The sequence below is a fragment of the Paenibacillus sp. FSL R7-269 genome, assembly GCF_000517865.1.
Taxonomy (GTDB): Bacteria; Bacillota; Bacilli; order Paenibacillales; family Paenibacillaceae; genus Paenibacillus_AQ.
In genome coordinates, this window is the sequence record NZ_ASPS01000053.1 from 174,711 (window position 1) to 190,693 (window position 15,983).

The following is a 15,983-nucleotide window of genomic DNA, read 5'->3' on the forward strand; positions in this document are numbered from 1 at the left end:
GCGAACAGGTGAAATACTGGAGCATGTGCGGCGGTTGGCAGATCAAATGGATCGGCAGCCTCTAATCCTTCGTGAACATAGCGCCCGTGGCCCGCTTGAACAGCTTCCACCAGCCCGCCTTCGGGATCGTTTCGCCTGCCTTCAGCTCATATTCCTTCAACACATCGTTCCCCTGATAGACCACCAGCTTGCCGACCGTCTGGCCTTCAGCCACCGGAGCCTTCACCTGCTCATTCAGCACCAGCTCGTGGCGGATGCCCTCCTGAGTCACTCCTTTACGGAGCAGCACACTATAGTCTTCCTTCGCCACCAGCGGCAGCTGCGACTTCACGCCCTTCTCAATCCTTACCGTGCCGATGGTGTCGCCTGCCTTGTGAATCGTATGCAATTTATATTGGGAAAAGAGGTAGTCGAACATCGCTGAGACCTCGCTGTTACGGGTCTTGGTGTTCGGCTCGCCCAGCACTACCGCTACAGCACGCAGGCCGTCTCTGGCCGCCGTCGCCGACAGACAGAACTTCGCTTCGGACGTATATCCCGTCTTCAGTCCGTCAGCCCCTGTGTAGAACCGCACCAGCTTGTTGGTGTTGACCAGCCAGAACGGCTTGGTGGAATCTTTGCGCAGGTAATCCTGATAAGAGCCGGTGTATTTGATAATCTGCTCATGCTTCAGCAGCTCCCGGCTAATGACGGCAATATCATGCGCGGAGGAATAATGATTCGCAGCCGGCAGGCCGTTGCAGTTGGCGAAATGAGTATCCTTCAGGCCCAGGTTCTGCGCCCTCTGGTTCATGAGATCGACGAAGGCGCTCTCCGAGCCGGCGATTTTCTCCGCCATAGCTACGGAAGCATCATTGCCGGAGGCCATCGCGATGCCCTTCAGCATATCGTCCACCGTCATTTCCTCACCCGGCTCTAAGAAAATCTGCGAACCGCCCATCGATGCCGCATACTCGCTGGTCCGCACCTTGTCGGTCAGCTGCAGTTTGCCCTCGTCCAGCGCCTCCACGGTCAGCAGCATGGTCATAATCTTGGTAATACTGGCCGGCGGAAGTTTATCATGGCTGTTCTTCTCATAGATGACCGTGCCCGTGCTGGCATCCATAAGAATAGCAGAACGCGCCCCCGGCGCCAGCTCCGCAGCCGCCCCTCCGGCATTGCCGGAATTTGCGGTGCCTTTGGCTTTTTCCTCGGCCCAGGCACCTGTAGCGCCTCCCAGAACCGACACAGCAATGCACAGCACAAGCGTTACATAACGAATTTTCCTCACAATGGTTCCCCTCCTGAACTTAACCTTCATTTCACAGGTACTGTGTTCCAGTTTCGTCAGAATGGCAGGAAATTATTCCAGTTCAGCGAGAAATAGAAGGATTAGCTATCTAGTGAAACAGATACATACTGTAATTCAAACTATATAGATCGAACTAATAATTTTAGCTAAGGAAAAGTGGCGGAGGGGAATTTTGGAACTGGAGGAGCGCTAGCGACCGCCTTTGTCTACGGATTTCAACCGTTCAAAACGGTATAAAATCATGAAATCTGTAAACAACAGCGGCCGGAAGCCCAAGACTTCTCTGGAGTCAAGTTTTATTCCAAAACATAAAAAACATTAGTTCAATATATAGATTTCAAAAAAAGGCTTTCCCAGGTATCTTCACAGATACTTGAGAAAGCCTCTTTAAGTGGTGCTAAGAATGGCCTATCCGCCGATAGCCAGAGCGCTGAATATAACAGGTCCCACCACTGTAGCAATGGAGTCCGCATCCTGGTTCTCTACAATCAGCTGATAGTTCTGCACACCGGACGGGACGTTGATATCTACCATATGCAGCGAAATAATACCGTCGTCATTGAAGTTCTCTTCAAGCTCTACCCGAGCATAGAATATTTCGGTGCCTGCCCGCCAGATGCGGACCAGCACATTAGGAGTATCCAGAGTAACATCCACGCCGATGGTGGCTTTCAGTTCAACCTTATTGGGAAAATGTCCTGGAACTGCCGGATCGATATGAACCGACGTTCCTGCAATCTGTATACCTGCCGGAGAAATAGGGACGGGTATGGAAACCCCGTTAGTAATAGGTGTAACTACAGAGGCGTTATAATCTAACAGTATTTTGGCCAAAGTGTATCACTCCTTTTCATATTCTACTAAAGTATATGTAAAATATGAAAAAGAGCTTGTGCACCTGTCCGCGCGTTAACGTGCGTTGCTAGAGTTTACTGCCGGACGCCTCCCGCCCTTATGCCCGAGATAGAGTCTGGAGAGTACCGGAGAGCGTACAGCCCACATGGCCACTAGCAGCGGCACGCCCACACCGATCAGCGTAAAGGGGATCAACCCGTAATCCGCGCCGAGCAGATATTTCAGGCTGTAATTCAGTGGCAGATGCAGGTACATGATCGCAATAGAGTTGCGCCCCAGGCTGCCCATCCAATCCAGCGGAACAAGCTGCACCAGCCGGTACACCCCGGCGCAAATGGTCAACGAGACCAGCAGCGGTACTGCGAGATCCAGCACGAGTGACGTATATTCCTTGTATTTCATATTCAAGCTGTACTGAATAATTCCCCTCCGTTCCAGCAGCAGCACAAGGCCGCACAACGGGAGCAGCACCAGGAGCGCCGAATAGCGGCGGATCAGCGCAGGGATCAACTTTTTGCCGTAGAAGCCAATGGCATAATAAGTGATGGCGAGCAGCGACACATCAATGTTCCAGGGAAGGTTGAAGTTCTTGAGCGAGGTCAGGGAGATCACATGAGAGAGGAGGTAAGCAGAGGCAATTATTAGAAATTGGATACTGCGGGAAAAACGGACGATATATCCGAACAGCAACTGGGTGAACAGCAGGCAGGTGATGAACCAGAACACCCCGTAAGGCCCCGTGAGCGACAATCCCCCGTAGAGCAGCCTCGCTACATTCTCTGCGAACCCCTTAAGATTCAGGTTGAACAGCAGCAGCACTGCCGCAATCAGGAGTCCGTAGGCAAAATAAGGAGTCATCAGCCCCCGTGTCCGCTTCACTGCCCAGCGCAGATAACGTCCGGGTTCGACCGGCTTAAACAGCAGCCCGCTAAGCATGAAGAACAAAGGCATCCGGAACCAGGACAAATAATGGTTCGCTGCCGCATCGCCCGAGTGGCCCATAACAACAAATATAATACTGAATCCCTTGGCGGCATCAATCCATAATTCGCGTGGTTTGTTCACTGTCTTCTCCCATCTCCTCCCAAATAAGTTGCAATTTAAAGTAATTATAAGAGGGTTTGTTTTTATTTTCAAACTTCAGTGAAATATTTCAGCGTTATTTCTGAAAGGATATTCCCTTAACAACGGAGCAGACTCTGTAAAAATAAGTCCTTCTGCCTAGGCGGGGGACGATGTCCCCTCCGGGCCCACAAATAGGGCTAAAGTCCGGCGGTGTTGCCGGTGACTTAGCGGGCAGGAAAAACGGCTGGTAGGGTGCAAGAAGTAGGAGGCGGGATGCCGAATGTAATCGGTTTTTCGATTACATTGGACCCACGCAACTCCGCAGGGCCGAATGTGGTCGGTTTCCCGATTACATTTGGACCACGCGCCTCCGAAGTGCCGAATGTAATCGGTTTTTCGATTACATTTGGACCACGCGCCTCCGTAGCGCCGAATGTAATCGGTTTTTCGATTACATTTGGACCACGCACCTCCACAGGGCCGAATGTGGTCGGTTTCCCGATTACATTTGGACCACGCGCCTCCGAAGCGCCGAATGTAATCGGTTTTTCGATTTGGTACTGGAGATGCTGATTAATGAGTACCAGGAGTGTTGATTGGAAGGTGGGGCGCGCTGAGCACTTAGTCCCGGAGGAAGCGTTAGGCTGGTGGAGTGTGGTTAGTCCGGAATTGAATTGCGTGGTTCGTGCGTTAGAATGGCGTGGCATCAGTAGCGTGCAGTACATGGCATCAGTAGCCTGGCAGACAGCGCAAGGGCCACCCGCTGCCGGATGGCCCCTCCTCACACATTACTTAATACAAATGACAAGCCACCTGATGGCCTGAATCCAGCTCCCGCAGCAGCGGCGCTTCCGACTTGCAGCGGTCCATCGCATGCGGACAACGGGGGTGGAAGGCACAGCCCGTGGGCGGTGTCTCCGGGTTCGGAACATCCCCGGTCAAGACGATGCGCTGCTTTTTCAGTCCCGGATTCGGTACCGGAACGGCAGACATCAGCGCCTGCGTATACGGATGCAGCGGCTTTGCGAAGAGCGCCTTCGTCGGCGCAAGCTCGACAATCCGCCCCAGGTACATTACCGCCACCCGGTCGCTGATGAACTTGACAACCGACAGGTCATGCGAAATGAACATATAAGTAAGGCCGTATTGCTCCTGCAGATCCTGCATCAGATTCAATACCTGTGCCTGGATGGAGACATCCAGTGCCGATACCGGCTCATCGCAGACAATGAACTTCGGATTCAGCGCAAGCGCACGGGCAATCCCGATCCGCTGCCGTTGGCCGCCGGAGAATTCATGGGGAAAACGGTGAGCCTGATAGGGGGACAGGCCCACCACCTCCATCAGCTGCTCGACCCTGCTCTTCAGCTCTCCGGCGGGAGCCGATCCGTGGGTACGGAGCGGTTCCTCCAGAATGCGCTGGACAGTCCAGCGGGGGTCGAGCGAAGCATAAGGGTCCTGGAACACCATTTGCATATCGGTACGGAACTTGCGGAGCTGCTCGGTATTCAGGCTGCGCACATCGGTGCCGGCGAACATAATCTCGCCTTCTGTCGGCTCAATCAGCCGCAGAATAGCCCGTCCGGTGGTCGATTTCCCGCAGCCGGATTCTCCAACCACAGCCAGGGTCTCTCCCTGCTCAACGGATAGGGTAATGCCGTCAACGGCTTTGACTGCTCCGACCTGCTTAGAGAAGAAGCCTTTGCGGATCGGATAATGCTTTTTCAGATTGCGGACTTCCAGTAATGTGGTCATAGAACCCCCTCCTGCTGCAGGATACAGCGGCATGTATGGCCCGGCTGCACTTCAAGCAGCTCCGGGAGCTGCTCCCGGCAGCGGTCCACCGCTACAGGACAACGCGGCGCGAACCGGCAGCCGGGCGGCAGGCTGGCCGGATTCGGCACCTGCCCAGGAATCGAGCTAAGTCGGTCCTCATCCCCCGCCAGCTGGGGCAGGGAAGCGAGCAGCCCTTGCGTATATGGGTGCAGCGGCTGGCTGTACAGAGTAGCCACATCTGTCTCCTCGACAATCTGACCCGCGTACATGATAACGACCCGGTCGCACATCTCGGCAACGACTCCCAGATCATGTGTGATCATCAGGATCGACATGCCCTCATTCTTTTGCAGATCCCGCATCAGATCAAGGATCTGGGCCTGAATGGTCACATCCAGCGCTGTCGTCGGCTCATCGGCAATGAGCAATTGGGGACTACAGACCATCGCCATCGCAATCATTACCCGCTGCCGCATCCCGCCGGAGAGCTGATGGGCATACTGCTGGGCAATCTTCTCCGGGCGGGGAATTCCCACCTTGCGCAGCATCTCCACCGCCCGAGCGTCGGCTTCCTTCTTGCTCAGCTTCAGATGATAACGGGCGGATTCGGAGATCTGGCGCCCGATTTTGAACACCGGATTCAGCGAGGTCATCGGCTCCTGAAAAATCATCGCAATCCGGTTCCCACGGATGCTCCGTACCTCTTTTACCGACATCTCCAGCATATCCTTGCCCTCAAAGCGGATGTGGCCGGAAGCAATCCGGCTGATCCGCTTAGGCAGCAGCTGCATGATCGAGAGTGAGGTGATGCTTTTGCCGCAGCCGGATTCACCGACAATGCCCAGCGTCTCTCCCTTGCGCACTGACAGACTGATGCCGTCCACCGCACGGATCGTACCCGCCGCTGTCTGGAACTCGGTGCATAGCCCTGATACCTCCAGCAGTTCTGTCATGATTGCCCCTCCTCCTACCCCAATTTATTATTCCTCTTCTTATTCCTCTTCTTCCACACCCAGATATTTAAGCGCCGTCAAAGCATACACCTTCGCACACTGGATAATCTGCCAGACGGGAGCCTTCTCGTTAAAATTATGAATCGTAGACAGCTCGGCCGGGCCATATTGCAGCACAGGAATGTTATGCGTGCGGAAATGGCGCGCATCGCTGGAGGCCCATTGCAGCACCCCGTAGGCTTCTTCCCCGCTCACCTCACAGATACTCTCAACCAGATCCTTGACCACCGGCTCCTCACTCGGGGTCCAGTTGGCATTGCCCTGGAAGCCGAAGCCCTTCACCTCGGATTCAATGCCGGCTTCAAGCAGCAGGGAGCGGGCACGGTCCAGCACATCCCGGTAGTCTACCCCGAACGGTACACGGGAATCGACCTGAATGCTGCAGCGGTCTGCTACTACGTTCACCTTGGTTCCGCCCTGAATCGTTCCGATGTTAACCGTCACATGGTCGAATACCTGATAGGCGAGGGAATCTCTTTCTTCGCTGCCTTTCACATACTCCTGCGAGATGCGGATAATCTCCCGGACTTCTTCGGGAATGTCCACTTTGATATCCCATAGCCGCTGTAAGGCTTCAATGCCCTTGGCTGCCTTCACAATCGCGCTGTCTCCAACCACTGGTGACAGGCTGCCGTGACCCGGTGTGCCTTCGACGGTGAATTCGAACCAGCAGCTGCCCTTTTGCCCGATGGTCGGGTTCAGGGGGCCGGAAGGCTCGGCAATCACAGCGGCGGTTCCGGTAATCAGGCCGCGCTCCAGCACCCAGGGAACCCCGAGATGACCGCCGGTCTCTTCATCGGGCACGATCAGCAGGGAGAGATCCCCTTGCAGCGGAACGCCCAGCTTTGACAGCAGTGCAGTGACGTAGATTAACCCGGCCAGCCCCGCCTTCATATCCGAAGCGCCTCTGCCCAGCAGATAGCCGTCCACGATATCGCCGCAGAACGGATCGAAATCCCAGCGCGAGCGGTCTCCCGACGGAACGACATCCGTATGTCCGCAGTAGATCAGCTTTTTGCCGGTGCGCTCCTCCGCTCCTGCGCCCAAGGTGGACACCAGATTGAACATGGTTTCGGTGGCCGGATAGATCGAAGTGTCGATCCCGGCTTCCTTCAGATAACCAATAATATAAGCGCTGATCTCCCGCGAATCGCCCGGCGGATTCTCCGAAGGGTAGCGGATCAGCTGAGAGCACAGCGCAAGCAATTCCTCCTGCCCGGCATCTATGGCCTCCAGCACCTTGCTTTTCCAGTCCGTCATGGGTTACGAATTCTCCTTTATGTTCCCCTCGCAGGGGACCGCTTGAATTTGTGACAAGAAGAGGGACGAAGCCCAGGGCTTGTCCGCTCTCTTTTAGCCAAACCTGCTTATTCTGTAATCGACAGCGGATAGAAACGGATCACTTCATCCGGGTAGAAGGCGTAGCCGCTGATCTTGTTGCTCATACCGACAATGCGGTTATATTCGTAGAGATACGCCCAAGGTGCTTCTGTCGTGATGATCTCCTGAGCCTGCTTGTAGAGCTCTGTGCGCTTCGCCGTATCTGTCTCCAGGTTCGCCTGCTCCCACAGCTTGTCTACTTCAGCGTTCTGGTAGTTGATATAGTTGGAAGAGCCCTTGCCGTACAGCAGGAAGCCGAGGTGATAGCCGGGATCATTGACGAATGAAGTCCATTTAGAGATATAAGAGGTCAGATTATTGGTCTTCTGCTGCTCCAGGAACTGGGCACGGGCCAGCTTGTTGATCTTCATGTTGACTCCGATTTTGGCCAGCTCGGCCTGGATCAGGACCGCATCATCTTCCCAGTCATCGAAGCCGGAGCCCAGCGTGAAGTCGAAGTCAAAGCCCTTCTCATAGCCTGCTTCCTTCAGCAGCGCCTTGGCCTTGTCGAGATTGTACTCATACACATAGCCTGCATCAGTGAAGCCTGGTGTGTTGCTCGCTACCGCACTCTTCATCTGCTTGGCCTGGCCGTACATGACCCCGCTCAGCAGCTGATCGTAAGGAATCGCATAGTTGATCGCCTGACGGACTTTTACATTATCGAATGGCTTAACCTTGTTGTTCATGGCGAAGAACAGAATCCGGTTACTCGCATTGGAAGCGACCGTCAGCGCCGAATTGCTCTCGAGCGTGGATACATCCTTCGGAGGAATCTCAATCGCCATGTCTACATCGCCCTTACCCAGCAGCAGCACGCGGTTCGAGGCTTCCTTGGTGAACTTCAGAGTTACCTTGCCGAGGCTTGGCGCACCCTGCCAGTAGCTATCATTAGCGGTGAAAACAGCTTCGGTAGCCGGGTCCCACTTCGTAAGCTTGAACGGGCCGGAGCCGGCCGCATTCGTCTTCAGGTAGTCTGCCCCCTGCGCTTCTACCGTCTTCTGGTCCACGATGGAGAAAGTGTACATTGCCAGAATCTGCAGGAAATTATGATTGGCATTGGTCAGAGTCACTTCAACCGTCGAAGGGTCTTTTACCGCAACCGATTTAATGGATGCCATACCGTAGAGGAAGCTGCCGGAGCTGGACTTCGCCACACGTTCAAAAGAGTACGCCACCGCCTCGGCATCCACCGGATTGCCGCTCTGGAAGCTCACGCCGGATTTCAGCTTGAAAGTGTACACCGTGTTGTCAGCATTCACTTCCCAGCTCTCAGCGAGCATGGGCTTGATGTCTTCGGTATTGGCGATGCTGGCGCCATTCTCGGTCTTGATGCCGTAGGTGACCAGCTGATCATAAGCGGCCAGCACAAGTGTATCGGAGGTCAGATCATTGGCTTCCGCCGGGTCGAGCGTGGTGCCGCCCTCGGAATAGGCCACCGTCAGGTTCTTTTTGACCGGGGCAGCTGTTGCTGCTGCGGTATCTGTTCCCGCCGAAGTGGCAGCAGGGGTCTGCGGATTGGCGCTGCTGGCGCATCCGGCAAGCATGATTGAAAAAGCGACGAGTGTGGACAACAGTTTAACTTTTTTCATCGGGTAATTCCTCCCTTTTCTATATCCTGCTTGCATAACAACTACTTGTGCTGCTGATGATTATCTGCCGCCTTACGTTCCAGCTGACGTTAATCTATCTATCTCTATCGGGGATGGGGCAGCCTTGGGGGATTCCCCTGCTCCGCCTCATTTCCCCGAACGCAACCGCGGGTCAAGCACATCCCGGAAGCCGTCTCCGAGTAAGTTGAAGCCTAAGATAGAGGTAGCAATGCCGAGGCCTGGAAAAGTAACCAGCCACCATTGCCCGGAAATGATATATTCCCGGCCTTCAGAGATCATCGCGCCCCATTCGGCAATCGGGGGTCTGACCCCCAGCCCTAGGAAGCTAAGACTGGATGCGGTCAGGATGGCGAAGCCCATCCCGAGCGTAGCCTGCACCATTAGCGGAGCCAGGGCATTCGGCAGAATGTGGCGGTACAGAATGACTCTATCCTTCACTCCAATGGCCCGGCTGGCTTCGATATACTCCTTCTCCCGCAGCGAGACCGTCTGGCCGAACATCAGCCGGGCGAATTCGGGAATGCCGACAATGCCGACGGCGATCATTGCGCTGCTGAGTCCGGCGCCTATCGAGGCCGCAATCGCCATCGACAAGACCAGTGACGGGAAGGACAACAATACATCCATGACCCGCATGATGATGGTTCCGGTCCGGCCGCCGTAGTAAGCGGCAATCCCGCCCAGCGGCATCCCGATCAGGAAGGAGATCGAGACCGCGATCAGGCCGGTCCAGATACTGATCCGTGCGCCGTACAGCACCCGGCTGAGAATATCCCGGCCGAAGTTGTCGGTTCCGAACCAATGGCTGCCGGAGGGCGGCTGCAGCTTGCTCGCCATATCCGTGACAAACGGATCATGCGGAGCCAGCCAGGGGGCGAAGATGGCTACCACGGTCCAGATTAGGATGAAGGTCAGCCCGATGGCCGCCAGGCGGTTGTGCAACAGCAGGGATAATAGGGTCCGGGGCTTGGCCGGTGCCGGCTTCGCCGGACTGCCCTGTGCTGAATGTGCTGCAGTGCTCACAAGCAATCTCCTCCTCTCACACAAGCTGTTCTATTCATAACGGATTCTCGGGTCAATGAACCCGTAGATCAGGTCGACCGCCAGGTTAATTCCGCAGTAGAGCACGGCACTGACCAGGGTGAACGCCTGGATCGGCGCATAATCCGCCGCCAGGATGGAGTCGGTGACATAGCCGCCGATTCCCGGCCAGGAGAAGATCGTCTCCGTGATGACCGCGCCGCCCATCAGGAAGCCGAACTGGAGTCCGAGCACTGTTAGCGTGGGAATCAGCGCATTGACCAGTGCGTGCTTGTAGATGACGGCCGATTCCCGCAGCCCCTTGGCCCGGGCGGTGCGGACGAAATCCTGATCGACCACCTCCAGCATACTGGAGCGGGTCATCCGGGCGATGATCGCCATCGTTCCGGTACTGAGGCAGATCGCCGGAAGCAGCAGATGCGCGAGACTGCTTTTGAGTGCGGCGGTATCTGCGGAGAGCAAACTGTCCAGTACATACAGCCCGGTGATATGCACCGGCGGGTTAAGATCCCCGCTGATCCGTCCCATCGGCGCCGGTGCCCAGCCCAGAATGGAGTAGAAGATATAGATGAACATCAGTCCGAGCCAGAAGATCGGCACACAAGCACCTATCAGGGAGAACACACGCGAGATATGATCCAGCAGGGATTCCTTACGGGTAGCAGCCACAATGCCTACCGGAATGGCGATTAGAACCGCAATCAGGATGCTGGCCAGAGTCAGCTCAATCGTAGCCGGGAAGCGCGAGGCCAGGTCACTTGCGACCGAATGTCCGGTGTGATAGGCATAGCCGATATCGCCTTGCAGCAGCTGCCCGATGTAAGCGAAGAACTGGATATACAGCGGCTTGTCCAGCCCCATATCCTGGCGGATCTTGTTCACAATCTCCTCTGGAGCCTGCTCTCCGGCCAGCATAATCGCAGGATCGCCCGGCAGGACTCTCGACAGGATGAAGGTAATGACGATAATGCCGAGCAAGGCTGGAATCATCTGCACCAATCTTTTTAATGTATAAGCAAACAATGAATCAACCCCCTTACGACTTCTGTGCCAATGATGCTGCGCCTTAGCTTTCGAACAACTTCCGCTCTCATGTCAGGTACTGCGTGTTTCCTTTGCCTTATTAAAGTGTTGAGCTAATTCTACATAGAATTTCACAGCCCCTCTACGTCCCGTTCAGCTAAAAAAATGCACAACCGTTTGTCGGTTGTGCACTATCAAGGACTACGAATGTTACATTTACTCACATGACATTCCAGAATTCTTCCAACGACGCCTATTTTTCCTGGAGGTAGTAGTAAATCAGGCACAAATGACAGACGAACTGCTCGCGCGGATCATTCAGATCGAAGCCGGTGATATCCCGAATCCGCTCCAGCCGGTATTTAACGGAGTTGCGGTGGATATAGAGGCTGTTCGCTGTCTCAATCAGACTGCCCCGGCATTCCAGATAATGATAGAAGGTCAGCAGCATATTGCTGTCATGCTCCTGGTCGTATTGCAGCAGCTTGCCCAGCTTACGCTCGAACAGCCGCTCGAATCCGGGACCGCCAAGCCCCTCCAGCAGATGATAGACCTCCATCTCTTCATAGCGGGTGATCCCGCCGGGACCTTGCCCCAGCCTTCTGGAGATGGACAGCGCTTTGCGCGCCTCGTTGTAGCTGGTGTGGATGTCCCACAGATATTCCGAGGTGCCGATGCCGCAGCGGTAGGTGCTTAAGCCTTCTGTCTTGTCCTCCAGCCAGCCGCGCAGCGTATTCTCCCACGGCTCCTCTGCGTCACCGCCCGGCGTGAACCTGCGCCCCTCCTGCGTAGGCAGGAACAGCACCGCCCGGCTCGAACGGTACTCTGCGTGCGGTGTGACCCCGCGCTTCTTCGCCTCCCGCTCCAGCAGCCGGTTCACCGTCTCCTCGCTCGGCGCCGTCTCCCCTTCAATGACGGCCACCTCCCACTTGTGCTCCGGGTTCATCCCGAGCTGGCGGGCCCGCCGCTGGACCTCATGTCTCGACGGCAGCGGTGGAGTCAGCAGCTCATCTATGAAGTTGCCGCGCAGCCGGAATTCCGTATCCTCGGCTACCTTACGCCGCATCAGTTCAAGGGCAAAGACAAGCCGGGCCTGCTCGATGCCCACCTCTTCCATATCATCGAGCCGCTCCTTGTGGACGAGCAGCCGGGCAACCGTCCGGCGGTCCACATGGATGTTCCAGCTCAGCGGTGCGGCGCTCTGAGTCCAGTCATAATCTGCCGGTGAGGATACAATAATCTTCCGCTCCGTATCCACGAGTGCCACCGGGGCCTTAAGGAACTCCGCCACACTATCGCTGACCGCCTGAATGCCGCTGTTCTCCAGCACCATGGTGGTCAGCGTGCGGTAGACCTCCTCCGCCCGGCGCAGCAGCATCGCCTGCCGCCCCAGCAGCAGCTCCATCACCGGCTGGGTGATATCCGTGTAGGGAATCTCGGGCGGAATTTCCACAATAGGCAGACCGCAGGCATTGCTGGCCTCGATGGCTCCCTGCGGGATCTCCTTCAGGAAGCGGGCCGGCTTGATCGCCAGCGCCGCTGCGCCCAGATTATCGAGCGTGTAGATCACCTCGGTCAGCAGTGAAGGATCATGCCGGATCGAATAGGCTGTCGTCAGCAGCATCACCCCTTCGCTGATCCAGCCCTTCAGATCCGGAACCTCCATAATATCGACGAACCGCACCACCCGGTCCAGCCCCTGCTCCCCGCTGATGACCTTCGCTTTCCCTAGCACCGAGAGCTCCATTAGTTCCCGCAGCGTAATTCCTCGTGTATTCACCCTTCCGCCTCCCTCTGCTGTCTTCAGTATTTCATGATTTTTCCTGAAATATGCCACATCTCTGCCGCCAGCCACTTTTTGCGTTCCCGCTAGTTTATCAGAGATTCCCGCCGAGCCACAGGAAAATCATATCCAGTTGGCGATATTTTCGGTGTGAAAACGCATTAGGAATAAATTGGATGAGGGCGGAAGAATGAGAAGCGATTGCAAGAGGCGGAGTGGATCAAAAGGATCTATCTCTCACCAACTCCCAAATGGCCGCTCCTATAGTCCCTACGTCTCTGCCCCCTCCCCCACCAATTACGAGCGTGGAGCACGTTTCGCCGGATTCGGAGGGATTTATCCCTTTGGTTACGGACGGCAGATGTATGCAGATATGTTACCTATGGCAAAGTGCTCTAACCCATTTAGTTACTCCAAAGATATTCATCTACGCCGTGCTACTCCTGCTTCCCCAAACCTGCCCCCCCGCCGCTATCATCCTCATAGTCCATCCCGCCGAATTCAGGGGCACTTGTGCTCCTCTAATCCCCTAACCACAAAGAAGCGTCCCCTGCCCTGAGCCAGGAGGAACGCTTTGAAGAGATCAGCTATTAGTTTGCCACACATTGATTTTCACGCATTATTTGCCACACATCGCCTACATACGTAGTCTGCCCACACTTACAGGAAAAGCGAGTTTCTACAAACCGTCCAACACAAGGCTAACTACGAGCGGCGCACATCTCCCGCAGCAGAAGTTCCTGAAGCTGAGGCTGACGCTGAGGCAGCCGCACCGAGGCAAAGAATCGGATCGAACGCGCGAATGCCCAGCCGTTCTTCCAGCTCCGCCGCCAGCCCGATGGTGGCGAAGCCGGTGCACGCCAGCACCAGAACTTCGGCGCCGCGCTCCACGAGCCGGGCGGCACCGGCCAGCGCGTCTGCCCGTCCGGCGGGCGTGCCCAGATCCAGCGTGGTCGTCACGCCGTCGGGGCGGTCCATGCCAATATAAGCCCCGCCGAGAATGCCGCGGATGAGCGGCGGCACCTCTTCCAGAATCGTCAGCACGCCCACCCGGTTGCTGTACGCCATAGCCATATGGGCCGCGCAGGAGCCTGCTCCCAGCACAGGAACATTCACCGCCTCTCTGGCTTCTGCCAAGGCCGGATCAGCAGCACAGCTGATGCCGATTGCCGTGCAGCCCTGCTGCTCCAGTTCCCGCGCAAGTGAGATAATCTTCGGAATGGATTCCGCCTCTGTCTGCGCATCATACACACCCTGAGGCTGATCCGGGATGCAGCGGCTTATCACCGGCAGACCGTACCGCCGCTCAATTAAATCCCCATGTAACTGAATTGCAGAGCTCTCCTGCAATGTAATAACACGTATGATTCCAAGCATCCTGTCTCCCCCTACTCCAGTAAAGTGCGTGAATGCCTCTTGTAGCAATAACAGCAATTACAGCAATTCCCCAGCCTGCATAATCAGCTTGTCGTCGATGTACACATCCGGCTTCATGACCACAGCATCAATATGTACGCCAGCCGCCACAACTCCGCCGAACGTATTATTGCTGCCAAAAGCCACATGGATCGTCCCGTACACCTTCTCATCCTCCAGCACCACACCTGTGATCCGGGCCTTGTTGTTGGTCCCGATGCCGAACTCGCCAAGCAGCCTGCCATCGCCATCGCCAAGCATGTCCAGCAGCTTGCCGCCATGCTCCCCGCCGGCATGGATCAGCCGTCCATCTTCCACGGTCAGCACCATCGGGCCGTCCAAGGCACCGATCCCTGCAACCGATCCGTCCACCTTAATCTGGCCGGTAGCTGTGCCTTCCAGCGGCGCAATATAAGCTTCACCGGAGGGTAGGTTGCCTGACTCTCCCGGATTTAGATATAATCCGGTACTAAGAATACCATCCCGGCCGTCAATAGAGAAACTAAGAACTAGCCCTTCCTTCTCCACACGCACCCTACTGCCCGCAGACAACAGCGATGCAACCTGCTCGGTTAGTGCCTTCACCTGCCCATAATCCGCAGTAATCGCCCCGTTGCTGAACATATCATCGGTGACTCCCGGCATGGTCGCTACCCGGGTTCCTGCTGCGGCTGCCTGCTTGCGCGCCGCCGTATGTGTCATCGAGTGGGTCGTAATACATACGGCCACATCTGCCTTAGCCATAGCTTCGGCAACCGGAGCCGGTGGCTCCTCCCCCGATCTGCTCCGCGGCTGCATGACCAGCAGCATCGATTCCGCTCCCAGCCGCTTGCCTGCCTCATAGACCGACTCGGCCAGATCACGCTTATCATCGTCGGCTACTACAGCCAGCAGTTCTCCGCTGGCAAGCCCGAGACAATCCTTAAGAACATTCATGCTAATTCCGATTCTTGCTTCACTCATCTTCATTTCCTCCCGAATTACACCATTTCTGCTACCAGCTTGCCCATCAGGGCATTGGACAGCACGGCGGGCACTCCTGCGGAGGCCGCCCACTGTCTATGCTGCTCCACATATCCCATACAGTCAAGTACGATCACGTCCGCATGATCCTGCAGACGCTCTGCTGCGGCGCGAAAATCCGCTTCCGTACCCGTATAAGGTGAAGCCGCTGCGAACGGAAGCCGCACTCCGGCTCCTGCGAATTTCTCAATCATTGCGTCCTCCTGCTCGGGCAAAGGGCCAATCAATCCCAGACGGCGCCCGTCCAGCATTGCCTGCACGACCGGCGGGATGATCCGATCCGGCTCAATCAGATGGGCAACAGATGTATGCAGCCCCGGAAAAACTCCTGTGCAAGCCAGCAGGATCGTCCGAATCCCAGCGGCTTCCATAGCATCAATCTTCCCTTGCAGAACAGACTGTATCCGCTCCCGGGAGATCACCGCAGCAGACCCGTCTGTCATACGGGTGGTCAGCACATACTCCCCCGGGGCCGGATTGTAGTACTCCTTAACCTGTTCAGCCGTGAACCCGTCCAGCACCCCGGATTGTACCAGTCCTGCCTTGCCTTCCAGGTATTTCTCAATGATAGGCGCGACATCCTGCCTGGGCGCTTGCCCAATTGTAATCAGCCCGATATTCTTCATCCTTATCCCTCCAGACGCTATGGGTTACAGCCAAGCTGTGTTAACCTGTGCTAACAGAGCAGGCGCTGAAGAAAGCTC

At 56.0% G+C, this 15,983-nt stretch carries 14 protein-coding genes; 1 reads left to right on the forward strand and 13 read right to left on the reverse strand.

Annotated features, from left to right (window positions below):
- Window positions 1-61 precede the first annotated feature (61 nt).
- The 3 genes from C162_RS23320 to C162_RS23330 all read right to left on the reverse strand — a co-directional run bounded on the left by C162_RS23320 (window position 62) and on the right by C162_RS23330 (window position 3,211).
- On the reverse strand, window positions 62-1,300 hold the full coding sequence (locus tag C162_RS23320; RefSeq protein WP_084649022.1) for a D-alanyl-D-alanine carboxypeptidase family protein: 1,239 nt from the start codon (window positions 1,298-1,300) through the stop codon (window positions 62-64).
- A gap of 399 nt (window positions 1,301-1,699) precedes the next feature.
- Window positions 1,700-2,125, reverse strand: coding sequence for a hypothetical protein (locus tag C162_RS23325; protein ID WP_051493866.1), 426 nt, complete (start codon window positions 2,123-2,125; stop codon window positions 1,700-1,702).
- Window positions 2,126-2,200: 75 nt separating this feature from the next.
- On the reverse strand, window positions 2,201-3,211 hold the full coding sequence (locus tag C162_RS23330; RefSeq protein ID WP_036698270.1) for an acyltransferase family protein: 1,011 nt from the start codon (window positions 3,209-3,211) through the stop codon (window positions 2,201-2,203).
- A 273-nt stretch (window positions 3,212-3,484) separates the two neighbouring features.
- Here C162_RS23330 and C162_RS36120 point away from each other — a divergent pair, with 273 nt between their 5' ends.
- Window positions 3,485-3,784: a hypothetical protein gene (locus C162_RS36120; RefSeq protein WP_156949693.1), complete on the forward strand. Its 300-nt coding sequence runs from the start codon at window positions 3,485-3,487 to the stop codon at window positions 3,782-3,784.
- A 219-nt stretch (window positions 3,785-4,003) separates the two neighbouring features.
- Here the strand turns inward: C162_RS36120 and C162_RS23335 are convergent, their stop codons facing one another.
- The 10 genes from C162_RS23335 to C162_RS23380 form a co-directional block, all read right to left on the reverse strand.
- Window positions 4,004-4,966, reverse strand: coding sequence for an ABC transporter ATP-binding protein (locus tag C162_RS23335; RefSeq protein WP_036698272.1), 963 nt, complete (start codon window positions 4,964-4,966; stop codon window positions 4,004-4,006).
- A complete protein-coding gene (locus tag C162_RS23340; protein WP_036698274.1) occupies window positions 4,963-5,940 on the reverse strand; it encodes an ABC transporter ATP-binding protein in 978 nt (325 codons plus the stop codon). Before C162_RS23340 ends, C162_RS23335 begins: the two co-directional genes overlap by 4 nt.
- Before the next feature lie 39 nt (window positions 5,941-5,979).
- Window positions 5,980-7,260, reverse strand: coding sequence for a M20 family metallopeptidase (locus C162_RS23345; RefSeq protein ID WP_036698276.1), 1,281 nt, complete (start codon window positions 7,258-7,260; stop codon window positions 5,980-5,982).
- Between the two features lie 107 nt (window positions 7,261-7,367).
- Window positions 7,368-8,972, reverse strand: coding sequence for an ABC transporter substrate-binding protein (locus C162_RS23350; RefSeq protein WP_036698278.1), 1,605 nt, complete (start codon window positions 8,970-8,972; stop codon window positions 7,368-7,370).
- 147 nt (window positions 8,973-9,119) lie between these two features.
- A complete protein-coding gene (locus C162_RS23355; RefSeq protein WP_036698280.1) occupies window positions 9,120-10,016 on the reverse strand; it encodes an ABC transporter permease in 897 nt (298 codons plus the stop codon).
- A 30-nt stretch (window positions 10,017-10,046) separates the two neighbouring features.
- Window positions 10,047-11,057: an ABC transporter permease gene (locus tag C162_RS23360; RefSeq protein ID WP_200869233.1), complete on the reverse strand. Its 1,011-nt coding sequence runs from the start codon at window positions 11,055-11,057 to the stop codon at window positions 10,047-10,049.
- Between the two features lie 253 nt (window positions 11,058-11,310).
- The gene (locus tag C162_RS23365) at window positions 11,311-12,837 is read right to left on the reverse strand and encodes a PucR family transcriptional regulator (RefSeq protein ID WP_036698780.1); all 1,527 of its coding nucleotides are present in this window, start codon (window positions 12,835-12,837) and stop codon (window positions 11,311-11,313) included.
- Window positions 12,838-13,545: 708 nt separating this feature from the next.
- Window positions 13,546-14,217 (reverse strand): aspartate/glutamate racemase family protein, encoded by a 672-nt coding sequence (locus C162_RS23370; RefSeq protein ID WP_036698282.1) that lies wholly within the window; start codon window positions 14,215-14,217, stop codon window positions 13,546-13,548.
- A gap of 57 nt (window positions 14,218-14,274) precedes the next feature.
- Complete coding sequence (locus tag C162_RS23375) at window positions 14,275-15,219, reverse strand: aminopeptidase (RefSeq protein ID WP_036698283.1); 945 nt, start codon at window positions 15,217-15,219, stop codon at window positions 14,275-14,277.
- A 17-nt stretch (window positions 15,220-15,236) separates the two neighbouring features.
- Window positions 15,237-15,905: an AroM family protein gene (locus C162_RS23380; RefSeq protein ID WP_036698285.1), complete on the reverse strand. Its 669-nt coding sequence runs from the start codon at window positions 15,903-15,905 to the stop codon at window positions 15,237-15,239.
- Between the last annotated feature and the right edge of the window lie 78 nt (window positions 15,906-15,983).

Coding starts and splice junctions, on each gene's coding strand:
- C162_RS23320 (WP_084649022.1), bottom strand. CDS start 1,300: ATGAAGGTTAAGTTCAGGAGGGGAACCATTGTGAGGAAAATTCGTTAT.
- C162_RS36120 (WP_156949693.1), top strand. CDS start 3,485: ATGCCGAATGTAATCGGTTTTTCGATTACATTGGACCCACGCAACTCC.
- C162_RS23335 (WP_036698272.1), bottom strand. CDS start 4,966: ATGACCACATTACTGGAAGTCCGCAATCTGAAAAAGCATTATCCGATC.
- C162_RS23340 (WP_036698274.1), bottom strand. CDS start 5,940: ATGACAGAACTGCTGGAGGTATCAGGGCTATGCACCGAGTTCCAGACA.
- C162_RS23345 (WP_036698276.1), bottom strand. CDS start 7,260: ATGACGGACTGGAAAAGCAAGGTGCTGGAGGCCATAGATGCCGGGCAG.
- C162_RS23350 (WP_036698278.1), bottom strand. CDS start 8,972: ATGAAAAAAGTTAAACTGTTGTCCACACTCGTCGCTTTTTCAATCATG.
- C162_RS23370 (WP_036698282.1), bottom strand. CDS start 14,217: ATGCTTGGAATCATACGTGTTATTACATTGCAGGAGAGCTCTGCAATT.
- C162_RS23375 (WP_036698283.1), bottom strand. CDS start 15,219: ATGAGTGAAGCAAGAATCGGAATTAGCATGAATGTTCTTAAGGATTGT.
- C162_RS23380 (WP_036698285.1), bottom strand. CDS start 15,905: ATGAAGAATATCGGGCTGATTACAATTGGGCAAGCGCCCAGGCAGGAT.